The following is a 20,704-nucleotide window of genomic DNA, read 5'->3' on the forward strand; positions in this document are numbered from 1 at the left end:
GCATATTTCAGATAGTTTCCGGTTGTATCGAAATCATAAAATCGAGTCAGCAGTTAACACTCAACCATTCAGTTTTTCGACCCGCCCGTCAACTCTCAACAGCCAACAGCCAACTCTCAACTCTCAACAGCCAACAGCCAACAGCCAACTCTCAACAGCCAACAGTCAACAGCCAACAGCCAACAGTCAACAGTCAACAGCCAACAGCCAACAGTTCACAAAGTGTAGTGGAGGAGAGAACGTGAAACAGCATCTACGGTTAAGTGGTGGAATCTTCAGCAGCGTTGCTGGAATTATAATCGCCCAAGCCCCGGTTTCGGCAGCGCCGACTCAAGTCACAGGGGTGCAAGTAAGTCAAGCCAATAATGGGGTAAATATTGTCCTGGCTACGGAAAAGGGCGATCGCCCGCAAGTTTTCGCCATCAACAGCGGCAATACCTACCAAGCCACAATTACCAACACCAAGCTCCGCTTGCCCCAAGGCAACAGCTTCCGTCAAGATAACCCCGCTCCGGGCATTTCTTCAGTAGAAATCACCCAGGTAGAGGCTAACAGCATCCGCGTTGTAGTGGCAGGCACCAACGGAGTGCCCAACGGACAAGTTATGCCCGGACAAGGCCAAAGGATCGTCCTCAGCGTTGCCGGACAGGGCGGGACGGCGCAGTCTACCCAAGCTGCACAGCCTGGACTGCCAGCGCTCAACCAAACCCAAGCTTTGCCCCCACCGCCTCCGAGACTGCCGCTGAGCCAAACAGCTCCCCGACCGGCCCCCCAAGTCCGCACGCAAAATCCAGACGTGATGCTGCCAAATCCCGAAATTACTGTTACTAGGAACGATCGCCCGCCCTTACCCAGCGAAATTCAGTCTCAGACAAATCAGGCACCGCCTTTCCAACCGCGGGCCGTCGCGCCGCCCTTGGGAGATATCGCCGTGTCTAACATCTCTCCGGGTACGGGAAATATTGAGCTGAGTTCGGGCGAGCGCATCCCCCGCTTGGTGCTGCGGGATGCCCCAGTCCGGGACGTTTTGGCTCTGCTGGCCCGCGCTGCGGGATTGAACATTGCTTTTACAGGCGGCGGTGCGCCTCAACCGGGCCAGCCCGCAGTGCCCGGTCAGCCGGGAGCAGCGGGTGCCGATGAAGGGCCGAAGATTTCCTTGGACATCGAAAACGAGTCGGTGCAAGATGTTTTCAACTACGTGCTGCGGATCAGCGGGCTGCAAGCGAACCGGCAGGGGCGGACGATTTTTGTGGGCACTAGCTTGCCGCTCGACTCGCGCAATATTATCGTTCGGACTCTGCGGCTCAATCAAGTCAGGTCTACCGATGCAGCTAACTTTTTGAGCGCTCAAGGGGCGGAAACTCAACTGCCGATTACTCGGGTGACTATTCAAACCGTGGGCCAGGGAAATTCGGCGCGGGATGTGGAAATTCGGGAACCGGATATTAAGGCAATTGGCGCTAAGGACGGCAACGGGCCGCTGTTGCTGAGGGGGCTGTCGGTGCTGGCGGATGCGAGGCTCAATTCGATCACTTTGGTGGGCGATCCCCGCAAAGTCGATATTGCGGTAGCTTTCTTGACTCAGCTAGATTTGCGCCGCCGTCAAGTGGCTGTCAACGTTAAGGTGATCGATGTCAACTTGTTGGGAGCTAACGAAACCAACAGCAGTTTCTCTTTCGGAATTAATAACAATTTCTTTGTCAATGATGGGGGAGTAGCAAGTCTCAATTTTGGAGGCTTGCGGCCGGCTACCGAAGGTGATGTCAACAGTGCCAACAACCGATCGACTCCGCCGATTGTCACCAACCCCATCGGAGCTACGACTCCAATCTACGATCGGAGCGGCAATTTAATCAACGTGCCTCTGACAGGGACTCCTAGCTACGATCGAAATGGCAATTTAATCAACGTGCCTAATAGCGGCGGGGTGTTCCTCCAGCCGAGAGCGACTACTAATGACCCCGCACGAGTTGGGGTTGATACTTACGAGCCTGGACCTGGCGGAACGGCGGAGTTCGCCCTGTTCCCGCTGTTGCAATATCCGAGGAGGTTCTTGTCGGCGCTGCGGGCAACTATTGAGACTAGGAACGGCAAAATCCTCACCGATCCGACTCTGGTGGTTCAAGAAGGAGAAACGGCGAATGTGAATATTACTGATGAGGTGATCAGTAACATCACGCAGCAAACGCAGAGTACCGGAAATACAAGTACCACAACAACGACGGCTGTCAAAGATAAGGCTGGTTTGCAGTTGGGGGTGGCGATCGATCGGGTTGACGATAATGGCTTTGTCTCTCTGCGGGTAAACCCGATTATCAGGACACCCGGCAACACTGTAGATTTGTCCACGGGCGGGAACATCAATCAGATCAGTCTGCTGGGCGAGCGTTCGCTGCAATCGGGGCTAATTCGCCTGCGGGACGGTCAGACTTTGATTCTTTCGGGGATTATCCGCGACGAAGAACGGATTCAAGCGAACAAGATTCCGATTTTGGGAGATTTGCCGATTATCGGTTCGCTGTTCAGGAGAACGAGCAAGACCAACCAGCGGGCGGAGTTGATTGTGTTGCTGACTCCGCAGATTTTGGATGATAGCGATCGATCGAACTTTGGCTACCAAAACACCATCAGTCCCGACGCCCGCCAACTCTTGCAGCGCAGTCAGCCAGTCCAACCGAGGCAGTAGTCAGTTGGCAGTTGGCAGTTGGCAGTTGGCAGTTGGCAGTTGGCAGTTGGCAGTTGGCAGTTGGCAGTTGGCAGTTGGCAGTTGTCAGTTGGCAGTTGGCAGTTGGCAGTTGTCAGTTGGTAGGGGCGGTGCCAAGAGTGCCCGCCCTCTTAGTCCGGCAGTCCGGCGGTTGGCAGTCCGGCAGTCCGCCAGGGACTTAAGTCCCTGGCGGCCCTGGCCAGAAAGGGGAAAGGGACAAAGGAATAAGGAAAAAAAAATCCTTGAGCCCTTGACAAATGACATTTTGTCCTTTCTCTTTCTCCTTTTGTCCGCTCTCAAATCCACGGAGGCGAGAAATCTTCTATCCAAGGTGGTATTTTTTTACCTAAATTTTGGGATTAATAAAAAAAATTGTCTAAATCCATATAAATTAAAGGTTCCACCGATCCATAACGGTCGGCAAGACTTTAGAATAATGCAGTGAAAATTAGATGCTGTGGGGTTTTCAGCAATTAGAAACAAAAATTCCTTTTCTGACCAATTATCCTAGGGTAATTGGTATTCAGCAGGAGTTTTGAAATTGGGGAAGCGGACAGGAGCGATCGGGAACAACCGAAACCTCCGAACCCAAACTCCAATGCAGTTACCACTCACAGCTAATAGTTGAACTCTGTTTAACGTATTTTGCAAATCCTAGAAGGAGTTCGGAATGAACAAAGGTGAATTGGTTGATGCAGTCGCGGAAAAGGCTAGCGTGACGAAAAAACAGGCAGATGCCGTTTTGAGTGCAGCCTTGGAAGCAATCATGGAAGCTGTCTCCGAGGGCGACAAGGTGACGCTGGTCGGTTTTGGCTCGTTTGAGTCGCGGGAACGCAAGGCCCGCGAGGGTCGCAATCCCAAAACGGGCGACAAGATGGAAATCCCGGCAACCAGAGTTCCTGCTTTTTCCGCAGGGAAGTTGTTTAAGGACAGAGTTGCACCGCCGAAAAACGCCGAATAACTGGCAAACTGAGTCTTGATTAGACCTGTACACGGTGGGAATTTAGCTTGGGCAGCAGCATTGGCAGGCTGCCCTGCTTCTGCTATTCTCGATTTTTCTGCGAGTATCAGTCCTTTGGGCCCTCCTAAGTCTGCCCTGGATGCCATTAAAGCTCAGTTGAGCAGTCTGACGGCTTACCCAGATCCGGATTATGGAGAGTTGAGGGCTGCTTTGGGCGAGGCGTTTAATGTTGACCCGGATTGGGTTTTGCCGGGGAATGGTTCGGCGGAATTGTTGACTTGGGCGGCTTGGGATTTGTCAAAACTGGAGGCTACTTATTTGGTAACTCCAGCTTTTGGCGATTACTCGCGGGCTCTTTCGGCTTTTGGCGCGCAGGTGCTGAAGTGTCCTTTGGATCTCGCATCTTGCACCGTTGTCAAGAACGGGCAAGATGCCCGTTCCACAAAAGATGAATTTTCTTGTGGAACAGGGATATTGCCTGTTCCACAAGTAATTGAGGATGGTGCCACATCTGGGTTGGAACTGAAATCGTTGGACGCTGGGGCAGGAAGCGGATTAGTAACGGATGATTTGTCGGTTTCTAACCGTTCCTTTGTCTCTCCTTCTTTGTGTCTCCCGGTTCCTCTTGCTCTCGATGCCAATCGACGAGGTTTGCTGCTGAACAACCCGCACAATCCTACGGGTTTGCTGTTCGCTAGGGAGGCGATTGAGCCTTATTTGGAGCAGTTGGCTTTGGTGGTGGTGGATGAGGCTTTTATGGACTTTCTGCCACCGGAACAACAGCAAAGTTCGATCGCGGCTGTTGAGAAGTTTCCGAATTTGGTAATTTTACGATCGCTCACTAAATTCTATTCTCTGCCGGGACTGCGGATGGGATGTGCCATCGCCCATCCCGACATCCTGGGCCGCTGGCAGTTGCAGCGCGATCCTTGGCCTGTGAATGCTTTGGCGGAGGCGGCGGCTGCTGCTGTGGTGCGAGATACTGCTTTTGAGCGACAAACTTGGGATTGGCTGCCGGGAGCTCGCCGAGAGCTATTTGATGGTTTGGCTGATTTGCCCGGTTTGCAGCCTTTTCCAGGGGCGGCTAATTTCTTGTTGGTTGAGTCGTCGCTGTCGGTGGCTGCGATTCAAAAAAGTCTTTTGGAAAAATACCGGATTTTGATTCGGGATTGTTTGAGTTTTCCTGAGTTGGGCGATCGATTTTTTCGAGTAGCCGTGCGCGAGAAGGCGGACAATCTGCGACTGATTGCTGGACTTAAAGAAGTCATTAGTCAGTTGGCAGTTAGCAGTTGACAGTTGATTGTTGACAGTTGACAGTTGGCCGTTTTCATATTTTTTCCGGTTGTATCGGAATAATATATTTGGATCGTATCAGCGCGAGCGAGACGCGAGCGCTACATAATTTCGATAAGCTGTCGCGCAAATAAACATTGCATATTCAGGGCGGGCGGGACGCTCAACCCCTATTTATCACAAGAGTTTTATTGTTTTTTACATAAAATTTCAATGCCGCAACAGCTTACAACCGGATTTGATATCAGTTGACAGTTGACTGTTTACAACAAATAACAACTAACAAATAACAACTAACAACTAACAACCAACAACTAACAAATAACAACTAACAACTAACAACTAACAACTAACAACTAACAATTTTATTTATGCTTGAGTATGATTTAGTGATTATTGGTGGAACTGCGGCCGGACGCTATGCTGCTTTGACTGCAACTAATTTCCCGGCCCGCGTTGCTTTGGTGGAACCGCTAAACAATTCGCCAGATTTGCCGGCTGGGGGGAAAGTGTCGATCGACCTTGGTTTGAGATACAGCCAAACTTTGAGCGAGGCTGCTCGTTTTGCTCACCAGATTGGTCGCCAACAGTTTGGGGCTCGCCCGGATGTGGTTGATGCGTCGGTGCCGGTCGAATTGCGGTTTGACGGTGTGTTCAATTGGGCTGAAGGTGTTGTTTCTAATTTAGAAGAAATTGACGATCTCGGCGTTTTGGCTGCTCGCGGTGTGGATGTTATTTTTGGTAGCGGCGAGTTTGTGGCGAAACCGAAGTTGGCTTTTGTTGCGGGCGATCGATCGCTGCGATCGCGCTGTTATTTGTTAGCTTGTCCAACTTTGCCGACAATTCCCAATATTGAAGGACTTTTGTCTGCTGGCTTTTTTACTTCGGAAACTGTCGCCCAATTGGCCAAACTTCCACAGTTACCTCAAAGTTTGGCTGTAGTCGGGGCCGATCCCAGCGGGGTAGAAGTGGCTCAAACTTTTGCTCGATTAGGGGTGGCTGTGACGCTTGTGGTGAAGGCTTCGCGAATTTTGGCAAAAGAAGACCGGGAGGCTGCTGGCTTGGTTCAAGCTGCAATGGAGGCGGTGGGAGTGCGTATTCTGACTGCTACTGAGGTGACTCAAGCGAGGGTGATTGATGGTAAAAAGTGGATTCAAGCTGGGCGTGCGGCGATCGAAGCTGAGGAGATTTTTTTGGCTGCTGGTCGCGGACACAATTTTGCATCGTTAAATCTCGAAGCGGCTGGGGTTAAATTTAACAATCAAAGGTTGATTTTAAATGAAAAGCTGCAAACAACTAATTCGCGCATTTATGCGATCGGCGATGTTGCTGGAGGTTATCCGTTTCCTCACATTGCTAATTGCGAAGCTGCGGTTGCTGTGAAAAATGCTTTGTTTTTGCCGCTGTTTCAAATAGATTATCGCGGCATTCCTTGGGCGATTTTTTCTGACCCGCAGTTGGCGAGGGTTGGTTTGACTGAAGCGCAAGCAAGGCGACGTTTTGGAGACGATTTGATTGTCGGTCGGGAATATTTTAAGAATGTTGAAAGAGCTCAAATGTGCGGGGAGACAACTGGTTTTTGTAAGATTGTCGGGCGCCGCAACGGGGAGATTTTGGGAGCGAGTATTGTCGGGCCGCAAGCTGCTGAGTTGATTCATGCGATCGCCCTGGCTGTCCGTCACGGGATGAAGGTTGAGGCGATCGCCGAACTTCCTTATATTTGGTCTAGCTTTTCGGCAATTAGCGGTCAAACTGCTGCTAGTTGGGAGTTACAGCGCTTGGGAAGCAATAGTTTTATCCAGAATTTGTGGGAGAATTTGTTTCACTGGCGCAGGTATTGGAAGTGAAAAATTTGGGAATTGGCTCGATTCCGGCATAGCGCATAGGGAATTGGGAAGTCTATTTTGATTCGAGGCCCTTGACTTAGTGGTTAACTGTGAATATGATAATCAATATCAAAAACTGAATACAGTCCAGACACACTACTACTATCCGAGGTTTGATTCATGGATTGCAAAACTGCTACTTTAGTTTACGAAACCGGAAACCCTTTGGAAAAGATTCGCGAGATTTTTCCAGAAGCTTGGAACTTTTTGACAGCCCAGGTTTTGGCTTTTGTGGCTGGGAAAGATGATGCTTTTGATGCGGAAATTAAAAAGGCGATCGGCAAAACGCCTTTTGAGTTCAGAATCACTCACCGATCCGATACTGAACAGTTGACAAAGGATATTTCTGAACTGTTGGGCGATATTACTTCTCGCTTGCTTTTAGAACAGCATTTTTCTCAAGTTGTGGGTCGTTCTGTTTATTTTAGTACGATTTGCTGTTCTAGCCACCTGACAGCCGATCGCGAATTGACGTTGAATGATGTTTTGCCAATTCAGCGGGCTGCGGTTAAATTGCAATAGTCATCAGGAGTCACTAATCATTAGTCATTAGTCATTAGTCACACTGGCAATTGGTTGTTGGATCGGTGGAAGGAAACCCAACACGAAAGTTTGTAAGAATGATTTAACCGCAGAGAACGCAGAGAACACAGAGGGAGAGAAGACACAGATGAATAATTCCGATGCTAACAGTTTTGATATTACTTGCCAATAACTAATGACGGTAGTAATAAATATGTAGTGAAATTTAATTACAGTAATTGAATATATATGATAATTTTATAACTCATACAATCAAATTTTGTGATTTTAATATTTCTTTCGCGTTTGAATGTAGATTGAGTTACAGTTGTGCTATCATCAGGGATTCTTGCTGGAATCCTTGATATCTGCCAACAAGATTAGTTTAGTCATATAATCTGCTATCCTTACGACCAAATTGCCCTGAGTGTGGTTCAAATCACATAGTTAAAAATGGTAGAATTCACAAGAAAAAACCAAAATATAAATGTCAAAGTTGCGGTCGCCAATTTGTCGAATATCTTACCGATCGACTTCTTTTGGAGAAGATTTCTTTGGCTGGTATAGCTAGAAGCACGGGTGTTTCTCAAAAATGTTGCATGATTACGCAAACAATAAATATGCCTCAATCGAACGCACAGTAAAGGTTAAGCCTAAAAAAAAGTCAGATTGAATGTTGAATGTGATGAACTGTGGTCATTTGTATATTGCAAAAAAAATCAGCAATGGATGTGGTTAACAATGGATAAAGAGACAAGAGAAATTATTGGTGTTTATATTGGCGCTCGTAACGAATAAGGAACCCAACAATTATGGAATTTTCTACCTCCTGCATATCGATAATCTGCTGTTTGCTATACAAATTTTTGGGCTGCATATTCTTGTATTTTTCCTTCGCTACGCCATCAGCCAGTTAGTAAAGACAGTGGAAAAACTAATCACGTTGAAAGATTTAATAATACTTTGCGCCAACGTGTTTCTCGGACCGCAAGAAAAACTCTTTCATTTTCTAAAAAGTTAGAAAACCATATTGGTGCTATTTGGTATTTTATCCATCATTACAACTATGTTTTGAGCTAATAAACATTTAATCACTACATATTTATCGCTACCTTGGTGACAGCCTTCCACATGAGGGGAGTTCAAAGTCGCAGGGTGAGGGGGGGCAAGCTGAGCTTTTTTGTACAGGGTCGCAGGTGGTGATGCACGAGTTTTGACTTATTTTACCTCTCGATCTTGCACTTTATTCACGCGGAGCGCGATCGAAAGCTTTCGCGAGGCAATATGCGATCGATTATTCAGCAAGCCCTACTTAGCTCGGAGAGTTAACCCGTGTCTGCCGAAAGGATGGCGGATACCACCTGACCCAGATAGGCAGTGTTGTGCATTTGTCTTGCACAACAATTGCACAAAAAATCAGGTTTGAGCCGCTCTCTACTTTGCGGTAAAGAACGGCTCAAAGCGTTGACAGTATTAGGTTTTGTTAACGGGTACGGCAGGACTTGAACCTGCGGCTCGCTGCTTAGAAGGCAGCTACTCTATCCAACTGAGTTACGCACCCAACTCAAAAATCGCTAACAACATTATTCTATCGGTGCAGTGTGCGATCGAGCAAGTAAAAATTTGATTAATTTAGGCAGAAATTGGTTTGAACTAAAAAATCGGGCATACAGGGCGATCGCTCGAAGGTCAAAAACCGAGGCACCAGGAGCGATCGTCCTACCAAAAAACCAGATATAGTCTCCTGATTTTAAGTATAAGTCGATCGGCACAGACTAACTTGCCGCTGTGAATCTGTGTTTGGTAACATTCTGCTCAACTTGATATTTGATAAAAATGTGGTAGAACTAGGATTGAAAGACTCAGGTGAGAATCCCTGATGGTACGGAGCCAATATAATCAGCTTCCTCTACGGCATCAGAGCAAAATAGTCGATCGCCCGATCGGTACTACGATCGCGAAAATCAAGCGTTGCCAGTACAGCAGTCGTAAGTTGTGCGCGAGGGATTTTCCTTCGTTTTGCAAGCTTATACGCCAGGGTTGAGAAACAATCTCAGCTCCGACATTTGTTACCATTTGTTAACAAAAAAGTATTGCAACGTTTGAGGAGGGCAATCCTGCTAATTTAAGTAAACTCGTTAAATCAAGAATCCCCTCGCCCAAAGGCTGGGGGAGCCTCACAAGCACAGCACCTCGGCCATGACAGGAGTCAAATCGCAGTGTCATGTTTATTCTGAAACGGCAGGATGTTGAAATAACCAATTATCAACATCCAAAACGGGACCAACAAATTCCCATTCTCAATTATCAGGGGCAGACTTTTCGCCTGATCAGCGCCTTCAACGGCAAGCAAGCAGAAGACGCCAGAGCCTTGTGGCGGGACTTAACCGACAACAGAGGCAAAGCCTGCGTTCTGCTAGAAGAGCCGGATAGATATAGCGTCTGGGGAAAAGTCCGTTTAGATCAGCTTGCGGGTGAAGAACCAGCAGGTACAGAATCCGCGTCATCACCGCTGTTCGCGCAGGGTTGTCTGCTGCTGCTCCAAGCAGTTTACTTTGACGTAGAAGACCTCTTAGGCGCAAGGCAAGCCGCATCGTTTCAGAAAGATATCACCAAGATATTTCAGCAGGGAAAATTCCCCCAGGCAGACTCGGCTGATACGATCCAAAATTGGCTAACCGTTAGTCCCTTGCAAAATCATAAGGTGCCCCCTTGGCAAGAGCAACATCTCAAAACCTTATTGCAAGAACTCCACCGTTTGGGCAAATCATATTTTGGCGATACGGGTTTCGCTGAGGGAGTGAGCGATGTGCTGCAAGATATGCCAGCACCGGATCGCACTCAGTTTTTAGATTGGTTGAAACAATCAGCCCTCAACAAGTTGTGGATCGCAGCATAGAAAATCTTTGACAATTGCTCAGACAATTGAAAGCAGATAATTAAGCTGAGATCATTGCACTGTAGGGGGTAGGCGATATACAGGCGGGACTGCCAACTTGTATTGACAACCAAATTTTTGAGTCGGTTTGGATGCCACCTACAGTCTGGCAATTTAACTAAATTTCGATCGCAGTCCCCACCCACAATCATCGATCTGAGTGGGGGAGTGCCAAACAAAAAAAACAGAGACAGCAACATTTGAGGGTATGATTTCAGAGATAGATTTGGTACTGTCAAAGCCTTAAGGGTGAAGACACAGACCGTATTTCTATCATTTATTATAATTTCCGGACAAAAGATCGACTAACAACTAATTCTTCCAATTAGTAAATAGATATTATTCTTGCTTAGTCTTTCTCTTAGTGTACGAGGGCAACAGTCCCGAAGACACGCTGAGGACGCCAGTTTTTCCGGGAGCGTCAGACAAAGGTTCTTTGGCGAAAGAATCCTCATCTACAATCAAAAATTGAGATGGGGTGCGTTCAACCGCTAGTTAGGTCTCGTGAAATCCCTATGAGTAGCACTTCAGAAAAGTCATCTACACCTCCATCTTTACTGTCAGCTCAGACCCTAGTAATTGTGGGTATTGTCTGGGCTGTAATGGCGCTGCTGTTCTTTTTGCTGTTCAGCGTCCCCCTCTCGCAAGAAGAGGGTTTACCGCTTTGGTACTCGATCGGCACTTATGTTTTTGAATGCGGGGCATACCTGGGAGCAGCTTTAGTTTGTTTTAGAAACTGGCAAAGCCCGCACATGGTCAGCGGGCGCAACGTCTGGCTGGGAATCGGTCTGGGGATGCTCTTCTATTTTATAGGCGGCGTGCTGTTCGGGATTTGGGAACTCTACTTCGGGTTAAACCCAGACGTTTCCCCAGCAGATGTTTTTTATTTGGGCAGTTACGTGGTACTGATTGGGGGCATGGTTGTCGCTGTAACTTCCAAGCGGCTGAATCTAGAAATTTGGCAGTGGGGTTTGTTAGCAGGAATTGCAGCCTTCGGGATTGCTATAGCTATCTGGATTGCGGCACCCGAATCTTGGAGGCTAAAGCTAGGGCTGGCTCCGGCACCGATTCTAGAAACATTGACAGAAACAGCACCACCAACCCAACCAACACCCGCAGCGCCTGCTTTGAACTCCTCCCAGTCAAAGGTAAAAGCACAAGACTCCTCTGCGGCGAAGCCCGCACCAATAGAAGAAGCAGAAGAAGAAACTAAAGCTCCAGCATGGGTTGTAGCGCTTGACAAACAACTCTCGCCTTACGCCTATGCGATCAATCTGTTTTACATAGTCGGGGACGTTTTTCTGCTGATTATTGCTACTGCACTGCTGCTGGCATTTTGGGGAGGACGTTTTTCCCAATCTTGGAGAATGATTGCGGCTGCAACTTTTTCGCTTTACATCGCAGATATGTACTTTAAATGGCGAGATACTCAGGCTGAGGGTGATTATCAAAGCGGTAGTTTGCTGGAAGTATTTTTTGTTTTCAGCGCCATCCTGTTCGGAATAGGAGCTATCTTGGAACATGACATCTCAACCCGTTCTCGCCAGAGCAGGCGGAGCCGTCGCGCCGCTTAGGGATTTGAGATTGGGGTTGCTTTGGCAAGCGATCGATAGGCGAAAGCTTTCTGACACTTGCCGGCATCTCTCAACTTCAAATCTAAAATGAAAAATCACAGTTCGCCGATCGCACTTCCTGCGTTTTTTCACATTTTTTTGCTGGAAAACTTGGCATGACGCCTACAAAACTCTCCGATTCAGAAAAACGGGAAATCCTGCGGCTGTACCGACAGTCGGACGAGAATACTATCACTCTAGCAAAGCGCTACGGAGTCAGCAGTTCGACAGTCAGGCGCATCATTCAGGGCGCTTTGTCGGAGTCGGAATACGAATTTCTAGTCCAGCAAAAACAAAAGCGTTCCTCCACCAGCAGCACAGTTTCTGAATCGAAAGATGAGACTGCATCCCCGGCTGCCGATCGCGAAACCGATCCTGCAGGTGTCACCCTGTCGGAGTCAGTCCCTGTCCCGAAATCAGCCTCAAATTCGAGGCCGACTCCGACAAAGCGTTCTTTATCAGGTGCCCAGTCGGATTTGGTTTCGGCTTTGCCAGATACTACTTTATCAACCGATGTCGATCGCAGCGACAGCGCTGCTGTGACTGGGGAACAGCAGCCTGTGCTGTTAGAAGCAGAAAAGGTGGCGGGTGAAGATTTTAGCGATTTCGAGGAAGATGAGGACGATTTAGATGATGACGAAGCGGATGATGACGACGCGGACGATTTAGACGATTTCGACGAAGATTTAGAGGATGAAGATTCTCTGTTTGAAGCCAGCCTGCTGGGTTCGATGTCGGGGGATTCGAGCGAGTTTCGGGCTACTGGGGTGATTCAAGTTTTGCCTTTAAGCGAAGCGTCTGTGCCCAAAATTTGCTATTTAGTGGTCGATCGGGCTGCCGAGTTGATCGCTAAACCTCTCAAAGCTTTTGGCGAACTAGGTCAAATTCCGGCGATCGAAATTCACGAGAGAACCATGCCAGTTTTTGACAATCACCGAGTCGCCCGCCGATTTGCTACTCGCAATCAAAGAGTTTTCAAGATTCCTGACGGTAGACTGCTGCAAAAAGCTGCGCCTTACCTGCTAGCTAAGGGAATTACTCGGTTGCTGATTGACGGCCGGGTTTACTCGCTCTAAGCATTTAGCAATTAACTTAATATTGTGCGGTGTCGGAGTCTTCTGAATTTGCCTGAAATTTGGGACGCGAACCTTGGGAATCTGAAAGGTTCCACAGCGGTTGCAGCAGCGCACCGCCGATCAGTCCGGCGCTAACACTCATCGCCAATACTAACCCTGCGGGCATTTGTATCGATTTAAAAAAAATAAAGTTCAAGGATACTGGGGCGGCGTTCTGCACTGAGATAATGCCGATCGCGCTGGCTAAAATTGCTACAAAAAAACTAATGGCGAGCAGAGGAATTGTTTTCATAAAAGGCTTGACAAGCTAATAATTTAACTGATATACTTTTTATATAATAGAAATCTGTGCCAAAATATTATTTTTGCAACTATCCCATTATTTAATAATATACAATAAAATATCAGGAAAAGTCAAGTAGATACTAAAAAAAAATGATTTTTTTTAAATATTTAAACAAATAAAAATAAACTTTAACAAGTCGGACTGTATTGCAAGTATAGCCTTTCAAGCTCTCATATGAGGTACTATGCGGAATTGGGAATTGGGAATTGGGAATTGGGAATTGGGAATTGGGAATTGGGAATTGGGCGAGCGCGAAGCGGAGGGATTGGGAATTGGGAATTGGGCATTGGGCCCAGCGAAGCGGAGGGATTGGGAATTGGGCGAGCGCGAAGCGGAGGGATTGGGAATTGGGCATTGGGCATCTTGCCCTGAGCGAAGTCGAAGGGTGGGCATAGGGCATAGGGCATTGGGCATACGTCACGACGCTTGAGAAAGGCTATATATGACTGGCCGAGCAGTATCGATGATTAATTTTAGTTGTTTTAATAGGGTGCGTCAGTTATAAAATCTTGGCTAAACACAGATCGGATGATTGCTGACGCACCCTACGGACTCAAGCCCTAGATAAGGTTAAGGTGCGCGCAGCGCGCACCATACAATCTCAAGGCCTAGGGAAAAAACCCCGCATTGGAATAGGTGGAAAATTAAGCAGGTTCTAAATGGGAAATGACCTTTTCCATGTATTCGGCAACTTTGGCTTCTTTTTCCACAGAATTGGTTTCCATGTAAACGCGCATCAAAGGTTCGGTTCCCGAAGGCCGCAGCAGTACCCAGCCGCCGTCTTCTAGATAAAGTTTAATTCCGTCTTTGCGGCCGATTTCCTTAACGCCGATACCCGCTATCTCCGTGGGGGGATTCTTGGTAAAAGATGCTAAAACGGCTGCTTTGTGGGCTTCCTCTAGGTGCAAGTCCAAGCGTTTGTTGTACAGGGGGCCGTCGGCTTCCTTGATGGCTTCTTCGACTAGCTGAGAAAGGGGTTTGCCTTCGTAGGCGATCGCCTCAGCAACTAGCATATCAGCCAAAATCCCGTCTTTTTCGGGGATGTGGCCCAAAACGCTCAAACCGCCAGACTCTTCGCCTCCGATGAGTACCGCAGTTTCCCGCATTTTTTCGCCGATGTATTTAAAACCGACTGCGGTTTCGTAGATTGTTAAACCGTATTTGGCGGCCATATTGTCGAGCAAGTGGGTAGTTGCGACGGTACGGACGATCGCCCCAGTCAAGCCTTTATTCTTAACCAAGTGACGGCCCAACAGCAACAGCACAGTGTTGGGAGTCAAGACATTTCCCAACTCATCAACAATACCAAAGCGATCGGCATCGCCGTCGGTAGCCAAACCCAAATCAGCGGAATCCTTTTTAACAGCTTCCACCAACTCGACTAACTGTTCGCCCTTGGGTTCGGGCATTCCCCCGCCAAACAGCACGTCGCGGTAGGTGTGAAAACTTTCGACATCGCAGCCGCAGTGTTCCAAAACTTCGTCGAGATAACCGCGAGAAGTCGAATAGAGAGCGTCGTACTTAACCTTCAACGAAGCCGAGCGAATCCGCTCCACATCGATCGAGCTATAAAGAAACTTCAGATATTCGGGTTTCGGGTCAAAAGTGGAGATTCGATCGTTGTGGCTGCCGATTGCTGGCGCGTCAGAAGCACCAGCAATATTTGCCACAATTGTATCGGTAATTTCCGGGGTAGCCGGGCCCGCGTAGTCGGGGATGTATTTGATGCCGCAGTAAGGTGCGGGATTGTGCGATGCGGTGAACATCAAAGCTCCTGCGGAGTTGAGATGCTTGGCGCTGTACGCGATGACTGGTGTGGGGCAATCTCGATCGACCACAAGCACAGTCCATCCCAAATCTGCCAATACTTCCGCCGACGTGCGGGCGAACTCGTCTGCCAAAAAGCGGGTATCGTAGGAGACTAGAACTGGACGGTCTTTTGTGTAAGCGGTTTCGAGGTAACTGGCGATCGCCCTGGTGACTTTTCGCACGTTGGCAAAAGTAAAGTCACGGGCAATCAGTCCCCGCCACCCATCGGTTCCGAACTTAATTTCTGTTGAATTGCTGGCGCTCATTTTATCACTTCCTCTCGTCCTACTAATCCTACCCGAAGGCATAGCCTTAAAGACCTAGTGGCCGTGCTGTTTTTGAGGTCAGCGCCGCGAAGCTGTCCCTGTCGATCCGATCGGGTTCGATCAACCTAATCCTCTGGCTGTAGGGCCAGATGCCGCTCTTGGGGCAGAGGACTCGAAGCAGCCAGAGTTGCTAAAATCTGCGATCGGGCAAGTCGAGCTCTATTCAGGTTTTGAAGGGAGGTTGGGCGATCGAATAAATGCTCGCAAATCGCGGGCGAGTCAGGATCGGGATAGCTACCCTTCGGGAACGCTTCGCGAAAGCGCGCCGGAGGCATTAAAAAGTAATTGCCAAAAAAAACCGCAGCCGGCGGCATTATTAACGAAACGCACATAAATCTTCATCTCATCTCAAATTTAATTATTTATTTATAAAAGCTGCGCGTTGAATATGTTACCGTCTTCTCACAATCGCAAGGCTGAAAATAAATTTCTGGCTTCATCTAAGGAAATAAATTAATCAAAGTCACCGGTAGAGCGCGCTTTAGGGTAGATTCTTTGAGAAGGTAGGGCGATCGACAAAAGCGATCGAAAACAAAGATCGAACATTTCAAGCAGCAGTTTTTTGAGGTCAAAGTAACTTTAATTCTCAGTTTGTAAAACAAGTTAAATTTATTTTCAGCCATTTTTACAGAGCGATCGAAAAAAATAAGACGGGGATCGCAGGGTGATGGTGATCTAGCGCACAATCAATAGCGCTATTAACGTGCAACTTATAAAGAACGCAGGCAGTAGAGCGAAATGGCTGAGAGATTTAAGCACAATAGCCGATGACTGTCAGCGTACAAATGCTGAAAATTGTAGTTGACAGCGTTAAAAATTAGGGGAAACGATCGGGTGCTGCTTTATAAAAAAACGAGGTTGATCATGCAGGGTATTTCACAAGTATCTTTAAAGTCTTTACCAGCAGCCGGCGAAATTCAACAGGGCGAAAGTTTGGCAACACGTACTATTACTGAATCGGAGACTCAAAAAATCCCAGATGCTCAAGGCGTTAACGTTTCTTCCTTAGCAGTGAGCTGGGCAAAAAAATATTACAATACAGTGGAGGCACGAGAAAACCAAGGGCTGCGACAAATTCCCCACAGCCCGGAGTCAAGTAATTTTGATGGAACTAGAGCCAAAATAGTAGACAAATTGATGGATACCCTAAAAGTAGCCAGCGAGATAGCTTGGGGTAAAGTAGAAGCTGTTTTGGGAGGACAAATAGAGCAGCAGGCGATCGATGGGAGCTTAATTAATCATGAAGAAATTGCTGCAGACACTCGCACCTTATATCGCAAAGCCATAGACGCTTACGGTGATAGAGAACCAGCTTTTCGCTTGTCAGTGGTGGTGGGAAAAGAGCTGGTTAAACTGAGGCAGAAATATTCAGAGAAAGATTCGTTAGTGCTGGGATTTGTGACGCTGGAGTTTCAGTATACTAGCAAAATTTTGTTAGGATGTCTTGCGGAGTCAGAGCGATCGGAATTTGCACCCTACTTAAAAGTTGTAGACGACTACTTGCACATTCCCTACGGACAGATTAATCAGGCTGCTGCGAATCACCCACCAGAATCAAGAGCTCTGTTAGCCGTTCAGCATTTGTTGCAGCACACGACTCAGATTGCTAGTGCAGTGTACGATCGGGCTAGTTCCCAGCATCCAGGGTACCGCAGCAGCAGCGGTTATTTGAGCGATCGGGAAGTAAAAATTTCTAGTATCCGGGATGTTGAGATTTTTCAAAGCTATTTGTGCTGGTGCGTTTTGGAAGAAAGCATTCGCCCGCTACAGCAAGAATTGTTTCCAATTTGCGTGATGCTGTACCCCAAACTTCATGTAAGTTGGGAATTAGTGCAAGATATGCTGCTGATTTTGTTTTGGGAAATATCCGATCGGCTTCCTGCTGAAGATTTAATAGTCTTTTTACCTTACTTGCGTACTGTAACAGAGATGTTTTCCAGCGATGTCTTTGATAATTAGGGCATGGGGCATGGGGCATGGGGCGGAGCGAAGCGGAGGGATGGGGCATGGGGCATGGGGCATTGCAACTCTTTATTTAAAACTCCAAGCTGCTACTGCCAAACATCCCCAGCCGACAATAAAAGCAACTCCGCCCAGCGGCGTAATTGCACCCAGCCATTTGATGTCAGTCAAACTCAGGGCGTACAAACTGCCTGAAAAGACGATCGTGCCGGCAATAAAAGCCCATCCAGCCACTGCAAAAAAGGTTTGAGACTCTTGGGCGCGGCTTAATAGCAAAGCTGCGAGCAATAGAGCTAGGGCGTGGTACATTTGATATCGGGCTGCGGTTTCAAAAATTGCTAAAGCTCGATCGGTCAATTGACTTTTCAAAGCGTGGGAGGCAAAAGCACCGCCTGCAACGGATAAACCTCCGAAAATGGCTGCTGTTGCGAGGAAAATGCGCGTTAAGATTAGTGATGACATAAAAAAGTTGTTAATTGTTAATTGTTAGTTGGCAGTTGGTAGGGGCGGTGCCCCCGTGCCCGCCCTCAGTTGTTAGTTGTTATTTGTTAGTTGTTATTTGTTAGTTGTTATTTGTTAGTTGTTATTTGTTATTTGTTAGTTGTTATTTGTTATTTGTTAGTTGGCAGTTGGTAGGGGCGATGCCCCCGTGCCCGCCCTCAGTTGTTAGTTGTTAGTTGTTAGTTGGCAGTTGTTAGTCCTGTCCCCCGCGAGCTTTCCGTCCAAAGTTATCAGGAAGAAGCAAGAAGGAAGAAAAAATAAAAAAGGAAAGAACCTCTCTGTAGCTCGTGCACTGCACTCTACCTTTATTAGTAATTGCGAGGTTGACGGTAGAGAAAAAAAGGAAGAAGGCAGAGGAAAAACAAGCTGATTGTGTTGATATCTAAGGTGACGGTAAGGTGCGGGGCGCGCACCCTACGTACATGAGAATGTCGCTTGTTAACGGATGCTTTTGCCCTATTTGCGAACTGCTTCGAGCAACCTAGAATAGTAAAAGTTAGTGCTAGTCATGGCTGTTCTGTTAATAACAAATCCATTGCTTTCTAGGATTTTGATAACATCTGCTTCGCGGTGCTGGTAAGCGCGGGTAGTTTTGCTCGGCCCTGGGAAAAGCTCGCCAAATTTTTTGAGCGCGGTAAGTGCTACAGTTTTGGGGGCAAAACTGAGAATTAGTCGCGATTGGGCGATCGAACTTAGGTGAGCGATCATTTCGGCTGCCTTATTCTGAGGATAGTGGATCAGCACGTCCAAACAAATAACCGTGTGGAATTTGCCGGTTAAGGCTTCTAAATCCTGGGCGGCGAAGGAGATGTTGTACAGCTTGCCGGGAACTGCTGTCGATCGATCGTAGGCTTCTGCTACCATCTTTTCAGAGATATCGCTAGCGCAAACAATTGCCCCAGCCTCAGCTAGGGGAATGCTCAGAGATCCCACACCGCAGCCGGCATCGCAGACACTAAGCCCGCGCAAATTGCCGTCTGCTTGCAGCCATTCGATGACTGTATCCACCGTTTTCTGGTGCCCGGTGCGGATGTCTAGCTGCACTTTGTTTACTTTGCCGTCGCCGTAAATTCGCTGCCAGCGATCGAATCCCGTCGAGTTAAAATACTGTCTAACTATAGTCTTGTCGTCTACCAAATTCATCGATCTGCCTGCTGCTGAGTTATTGCCAACGGTTTGATATTATAGCAGAAGTCATTAGTCATTAGTCATTAGTCCTTAGTCATTAGTCCTTAGTCATCAGTCATTAGTCATTAGTCATTAGTCATTAGTCATTAGTCATTAGTCATCAGTCCTCAGTCATTAGTCATTAGTTAACGGTTAACAGTTAACAGTCAACAATTCCCAATTCCCAATTCCCAATTCCCGATTCCCCATTCCCAATTCCCGATTCCCAATTCCCCATTCCCAATTCCCCATTCCCAATCTAAAATCTAAAATCTAAAATAGTCTGTGCCAAGTCAATTCTTTCGTGGCTGCATTTAAATTCCAGCGCAACAGTTGAGTTGCTGGTTTGCCGATAATTCCTGAAATTCCCATCGCCTTTCTGGGAGATTCAGTTGCTAGGGCGATCGCACTTTCGGGCTCGCAAATCCCCCACTTCACCAAATTCTGCACTCCCGCCAACAGCGGCAGAGTTGTACCCGCCAAAGTCGCAGATTCCAGAGGCGTGTGGTAATCCAACCTGATCCAAGCCGTACCTTTTCTGACTTCAATTTGTCGGAAATCCCAAGGATAAACACCGTCAGGCAAACCCAAAGGAGCTAAAGCATCGCTGACCAAAAAAACGCCTGTTTCGTAGTTGCCAGCGCGCAGCAAAAAATCAATCATTGTCGGAGAAACGTGCTTTCCGTCAGCAATTAAACCGCATTTTACGCCCGGATAAACGATCGCAGCGCCCAACAAACCCGGTTCTCGGTGGTGCAAACTCGGCATGGCATTAAAAGCGTGAGTTACCATTGAAGCTCCGCTGACAAATGCTCGCTGCGCTTGCTCTGCAGTCGCTTGGGAGTGTCCGAGACTGACGGCAATTCCCAAACTTTGCAAATAGGGAATGACTTCGCCGGTGCTGTCCAATTCTGGCGCTAAAGTAATTACTTTGACAACTTCGGCACAATCTCCTAAAACTTGCTTGACATTTTCTATAGTTAGCGGCAGTAAAAACTCAACTGGGTGAGCTCCTCGCTTCTGCGGGTTGAGAAAAGGGCCTTCTAGGTGAACGCCGATTATTTCGGCTTTTTTAGTTTGATTGGTTGCTGGATTGGCGGTTTTTTCAGCGCGGATATAATTGGCTATCGTCGAGAGCGATCGCCTAAACTTATCCAGGGAAGTTGTTACCAAAGTTGGCAAAAAAGCATCTACTCCTTGATTCCATAAAAATTGAGAAATTTTAGATAAAACTTCAATATCTTTGCTTTCTAAATCGGGGAAAGCAAAACCGAGAGCTCCGTTAATCTGCAAGTCAACACCACCGAGAGAAATCCAATCGCCTGCTGCATCAAACACTTGCAAATCAGGAGGAGAAATCCGTTTAAATATCTTGTCCATCGGGCAAACTTCTTGAATGATGCCCGTTTCGTCAACAGCAAGCATTTGCAAATCCTTGCAACCGGGGATGCGAGCGTTGAGAATATCTATAGAGGCGGCAGTTGGGGTTGTGGCTTCATTCATCCGATTTGAGATTTGAGATTTGAAATTTGAAATTTGAAATTTGCTCGCCTCACTCTGGGGCTGGTTTTGAGGATGCGGAGTTTTTTGCTTCCTGCAC

Annotated in this window: 20 protein-coding genes, 1 tRNA gene and 1 pseudogene; 13 read left to right on the forward strand and 9 right to left on the reverse strand. The window is 47.6% G+C overall.

Annotated features, from left to right (window positions below):
• From WBA89_RS05645 to WBA89_RS05680, 8 genes and pseudogenes are all read left to right on the forward strand, one after another.
• A partial coding sequence (locus WBA89_RS05645) for a hypothetical protein (RefSeq protein WP_424404573.1) occupies window positions 1-245 on the forward strand: 245 nt, incomplete at its 5' end.
• Complete coding sequence (locus WBA89_RS05650; RefSeq protein WP_424404575.1) at window positions 242-2,686, forward strand: AMIN domain-containing protein; 2,445 nt, start codon at window positions 242-244, stop codon at window positions 2,684-2,686. The genes WBA89_RS05645 and WBA89_RS05650, both read left to right, overlap by 4 nt.
• 11 nt (window positions 2,687-2,697) lie before the next feature.
• Window positions 2,698-2,886, forward strand: coding sequence for a hypothetical protein (locus WBA89_RS05655; RefSeq protein ID WP_424404577.1), 189 nt, complete (start codon window positions 2,698-2,700; stop codon window positions 2,884-2,886).
• Between the two features lie 488 nt (window positions 2,887-3,374).
• On the forward strand, window positions 3,375-3,665 hold the full coding sequence (locus WBA89_RS05660) for an HU family DNA-binding protein (RefSeq protein ID WP_193975516.1): 291 nt from the start codon (window positions 3,375-3,377) through the stop codon (window positions 3,663-3,665).
• A 15-nt stretch (window positions 3,666-3,680) separates the two neighbouring features.
• Entirely contained in the window at window positions 3,681-4,958 is a 1,278-nt protein-coding gene (locus WBA89_RS05665) for a pyridoxal phosphate-dependent aminotransferase (protein WP_424404580.1), read from the forward strand.
• Window positions 4,959-5,329: 371 nt separating this feature from the next.
• Window positions 5,330-6,805 carry a dihydrolipoyl dehydrogenase family protein gene (locus WBA89_RS05670; RefSeq protein ID WP_424404582.1) on the forward strand — a complete coding sequence of 492 codons (1,476 nt, stop codon included), beginning with the start codon at window positions 5,330-5,332 and terminating at the stop codon, window positions 6,803-6,805.
• Between the two features lie 159 nt (window positions 6,806-6,964).
• Window positions 6,965-7,366 (forward strand): hypothetical protein, encoded by a 402-nt coding sequence (locus WBA89_RS05675; protein WP_424404584.1) that lies wholly within the window; start codon window positions 6,965-6,967, stop codon window positions 7,364-7,366.
• 398 nt (window positions 7,367-7,764) lie between these two features.
• Window positions 7,765-8,446 (forward strand): annotated as a pseudogene (locus WBA89_RS05680) (IS1 family transposase).
• A 407-nt stretch (window positions 8,447-8,853) separates the two neighbouring features.
• Here WBA89_RS05680 and WBA89_RS05685 read toward each other — a convergent pair.
• The 3 genes from WBA89_RS05685 to WBA89_RS05695 form a co-directional block, all read right to left on the reverse strand.
• Window positions 8,854-8,927: transfer RNA gene (locus WBA89_RS05685), tRNA-Arg, on the reverse strand.
• A gap of 22 nt (window positions 8,928-8,949) precedes the next feature.
• Window positions 8,950-9,138 carry a hypothetical protein gene (locus WBA89_RS05690; protein ID WP_424404586.1) on the reverse strand — a complete coding sequence of 63 codons (189 nt, stop codon included), beginning with the start codon at window positions 9,136-9,138 and terminating at the stop codon, window positions 8,950-8,952.
• Between the two features lie 145 nt (window positions 9,139-9,283).
• Window positions 9,284-9,442 carry a hypothetical protein gene (locus tag WBA89_RS05695; protein ID WP_424404588.1) on the reverse strand — a complete coding sequence of 53 codons (159 nt, stop codon included), beginning with the start codon at window positions 9,440-9,442 and terminating at the stop codon, window positions 9,284-9,286.
• A gap of 148 nt (window positions 9,443-9,590) precedes the next feature.
• On the opposite strand from WBA89_RS05695, the gene WBA89_RS05700 reads away from it, so the two are divergent.
• From WBA89_RS05700 to WBA89_RS05710, 3 genes are all read left to right on the forward strand, one after another.
• Entirely contained in the window at window positions 9,591-10,265 is a 675-nt protein-coding gene (locus WBA89_RS05700; RefSeq protein ID WP_424404590.1) for an Npun_F0813 family protein, read from the forward strand.
• Between the two features lie 554 nt (window positions 10,266-10,819).
• Window positions 10,820-11,878, forward strand: a complete 1,059-nt coding sequence (locus WBA89_RS05705) for a hypothetical protein (protein WP_424404591.1) — start codon at window positions 10,820-10,822, stop codon at window positions 11,876-11,878.
• Between the two features lie 155 nt (window positions 11,879-12,033).
• Entirely contained in the window at window positions 12,034-12,993 is a 960-nt protein-coding gene (locus tag WBA89_RS05710) for a hypothetical protein (RefSeq protein WP_424404593.1), read from the forward strand.
• Window positions 12,994-13,009: 16 nt separating this feature from the next.
• Here the strand turns inward: WBA89_RS05710 and WBA89_RS05715 are convergent, their stop codons facing one another.
• Complete coding sequence (locus tag WBA89_RS05715; protein ID WP_424404595.1) at window positions 13,010-13,285, reverse strand: lipopolysaccharide assembly protein LapA domain-containing protein; 276 nt, start codon at window positions 13,283-13,285, stop codon at window positions 13,010-13,012.
• A gap of 238 nt (window positions 13,286-13,523) precedes the next feature.
• On the opposite strand from WBA89_RS05715, the gene WBA89_RS05720 reads away from it, so the two are divergent.
• Window positions 13,524-13,769 carry a hypothetical protein gene (locus WBA89_RS05720; protein ID WP_424404597.1) on the forward strand — a complete coding sequence of 82 codons (246 nt, stop codon included), beginning with the start codon at window positions 13,524-13,526 and terminating at the stop codon, window positions 13,767-13,769.
• 214 nt (window positions 13,770-13,983) lie between these two features.
• On the opposite strand, the gene WBA89_RS05725 is transcribed toward WBA89_RS05720, so the two are convergent.
• Together WBA89_RS05725 and WBA89_RS05730 are read right to left on the reverse strand one after the other, a co-directional pair.
• Window positions 13,984-15,414 carry a phosphoglucomutase/phosphomannomutase family protein gene (locus WBA89_RS05725; protein WP_424404599.1) on the reverse strand — a complete coding sequence of 477 codons (1,431 nt, stop codon included), beginning with the start codon at window positions 15,412-15,414 and terminating at the stop codon, window positions 13,984-13,986.
• Between the two features lie 125 nt (window positions 15,415-15,539).
• Window positions 15,540-15,806 (reverse strand): hypothetical protein, encoded by a 267-nt coding sequence (locus WBA89_RS05730; protein ID WP_424404601.1) that lies wholly within the window; start codon window positions 15,804-15,806, stop codon window positions 15,540-15,542.
• 532 nt (window positions 15,807-16,338) lie between these two features.
• Between WBA89_RS05730 and WBA89_RS05735 the strand changes: the two genes are divergently transcribed.
• Entirely contained in the window at window positions 16,339-17,433 is a 1,095-nt protein-coding gene (locus tag WBA89_RS05735) for a hypothetical protein (protein ID WP_424404603.1), read from the forward strand.
• A 72-nt stretch (window positions 17,434-17,505) separates the two neighbouring features.
• Here the strand turns inward: WBA89_RS05735 and WBA89_RS05740 are convergent, their stop codons facing one another.
• From WBA89_RS05740 to nagA, 3 genes are all read right to left on the reverse strand, one after another.
• Window positions 17,506-17,898, reverse strand: a complete 393-nt coding sequence (locus WBA89_RS05740) for a DUF423 domain-containing protein (protein ID WP_424404605.1) — start codon at window positions 17,896-17,898, stop codon at window positions 17,506-17,508.
• Between the two features lie 495 nt (window positions 17,899-18,393).
• A complete protein-coding gene (gene bchM / locus WBA89_RS05745; protein ID WP_424404607.1) occupies window positions 18,394-19,080 on the reverse strand; it encodes a magnesium protoporphyrin IX methyltransferase in 687 nt (228 codons plus the stop codon).
• Window positions 19,081-19,377: 297 nt separating this feature from the next.
• A complete protein-coding gene (gene nagA / locus WBA89_RS05750; protein WP_424404609.1) occupies window positions 19,378-20,607 on the reverse strand; it encodes an N-acetylglucosamine-6-phosphate deacetylase in 1,230 nt (409 codons plus the stop codon).
• Between the last annotated feature and the right edge of the window lie 97 nt (window positions 20,608-20,704).

The sequence above is a fragment of the Microcoleus sp. genome, from assembly GCF_049646505.1.
Taxonomy (GTDB): Bacteria; Cyanobacteriota; Cyanobacteriia; order Cyanobacteriales; family Microcoleaceae; genus Microcoleus.

What these genes read in the sequence shown, in the direction of transcription:
- WBA89_RS05725 (WP_424404599.1), bottom strand. Translation starts at nt 15,414, where the DNA reads ATGAGCGCCAGCAATTCAACAGAAATTAAGTTCGGAACCGATGGGTGG.
- WBA89_RS05670 (WP_424404582.1), top strand. Translation starts at nt 5,330, where the DNA reads ATGCTTGAGTATGATTTAGTGATTATTGGTGGAACTGCGGCCGGACGC.
- WBA89_RS05740 (WP_424404605.1), bottom strand. Translation starts at nt 17,898, where the DNA reads ATGTCATCACTAATCTTAACGCGCATTTTCCTCGCAACAGCAGCCATT.
- WBA89_RS05710 (WP_424404593.1), top strand. Translation starts at nt 12,034, where the DNA reads ATGACGCCTACAAAACTCTCCGATTCAGAAAAACGGGAAATCCTGCGG.
- WBA89_RS05715 (WP_424404595.1), bottom strand. Translation starts at nt 13,285, where the DNA reads ATGAAAACAATTCCTCTGCTCGCCATTAGTTTTTTTGTAGCAATTTTA.
- WBA89_RS05735 (WP_424404603.1), top strand. Translation starts at nt 16,339, where the DNA reads ATGCAGGGTATTTCACAAGTATCTTTAAAGTCTTTACCAGCAGCCGGC.
- WBA89_RS05705 (WP_424404591.1), top strand. Translation starts at nt 10,820, where the DNA reads ATGAGTAGCACTTCAGAAAAGTCATCTACACCTCCATCTTTACTGTCA.
- WBA89_RS05660 (WP_193975516.1), top strand. Translation starts at nt 3,375, where the DNA reads ATGAACAAAGGTGAATTGGTTGATGCAGTCGCGGAAAAGGCTAGCGTG.
- WBA89_RS05695 (WP_424404588.1), bottom strand. Translation starts at nt 9,442, where the DNA reads ATGGTAACAAATGTCGGAGCTGAGATTGTTTCTCAACCCTGGCGTATA.
- bchM (WP_424404607.1), bottom strand. Translation starts at nt 19,080, where the DNA reads ATGAATTTGGTAGACGACAAGACTATAGTTAGACAGTATTTTAACTCG.
- WBA89_RS05720 (WP_424404597.1), top strand. Translation starts at nt 13,524, where the DNA reads ATGCGGAATTGGGAATTGGGAATTGGGAATTGGGAATTGGGAATTGGG.
- WBA89_RS05700 (WP_424404590.1), top strand. Translation starts at nt 9,591, where the DNA reads ATGTTTATTCTGAAACGGCAGGATGTTGAAATAACCAATTATCAACAT.
- WBA89_RS05675 (WP_424404584.1), top strand. Translation starts at nt 6,965, where the DNA reads ATGGATTGCAAAACTGCTACTTTAGTTTACGAAACCGGAAACCCTTTG.
- WBA89_RS05730 (WP_424404601.1), bottom strand. Translation starts at nt 15,806, where the DNA reads ATGTGCGTTTCGTTAATAATGCCGCCGGCTGCGGTTTTTTTTGGCAAT.
- nagA (WP_424404609.1), bottom strand. Translation starts at nt 20,607, where the DNA reads ATGAATGAAGCCACAACCCCAACTGCCGCCTCTATAGATATTCTCAAC.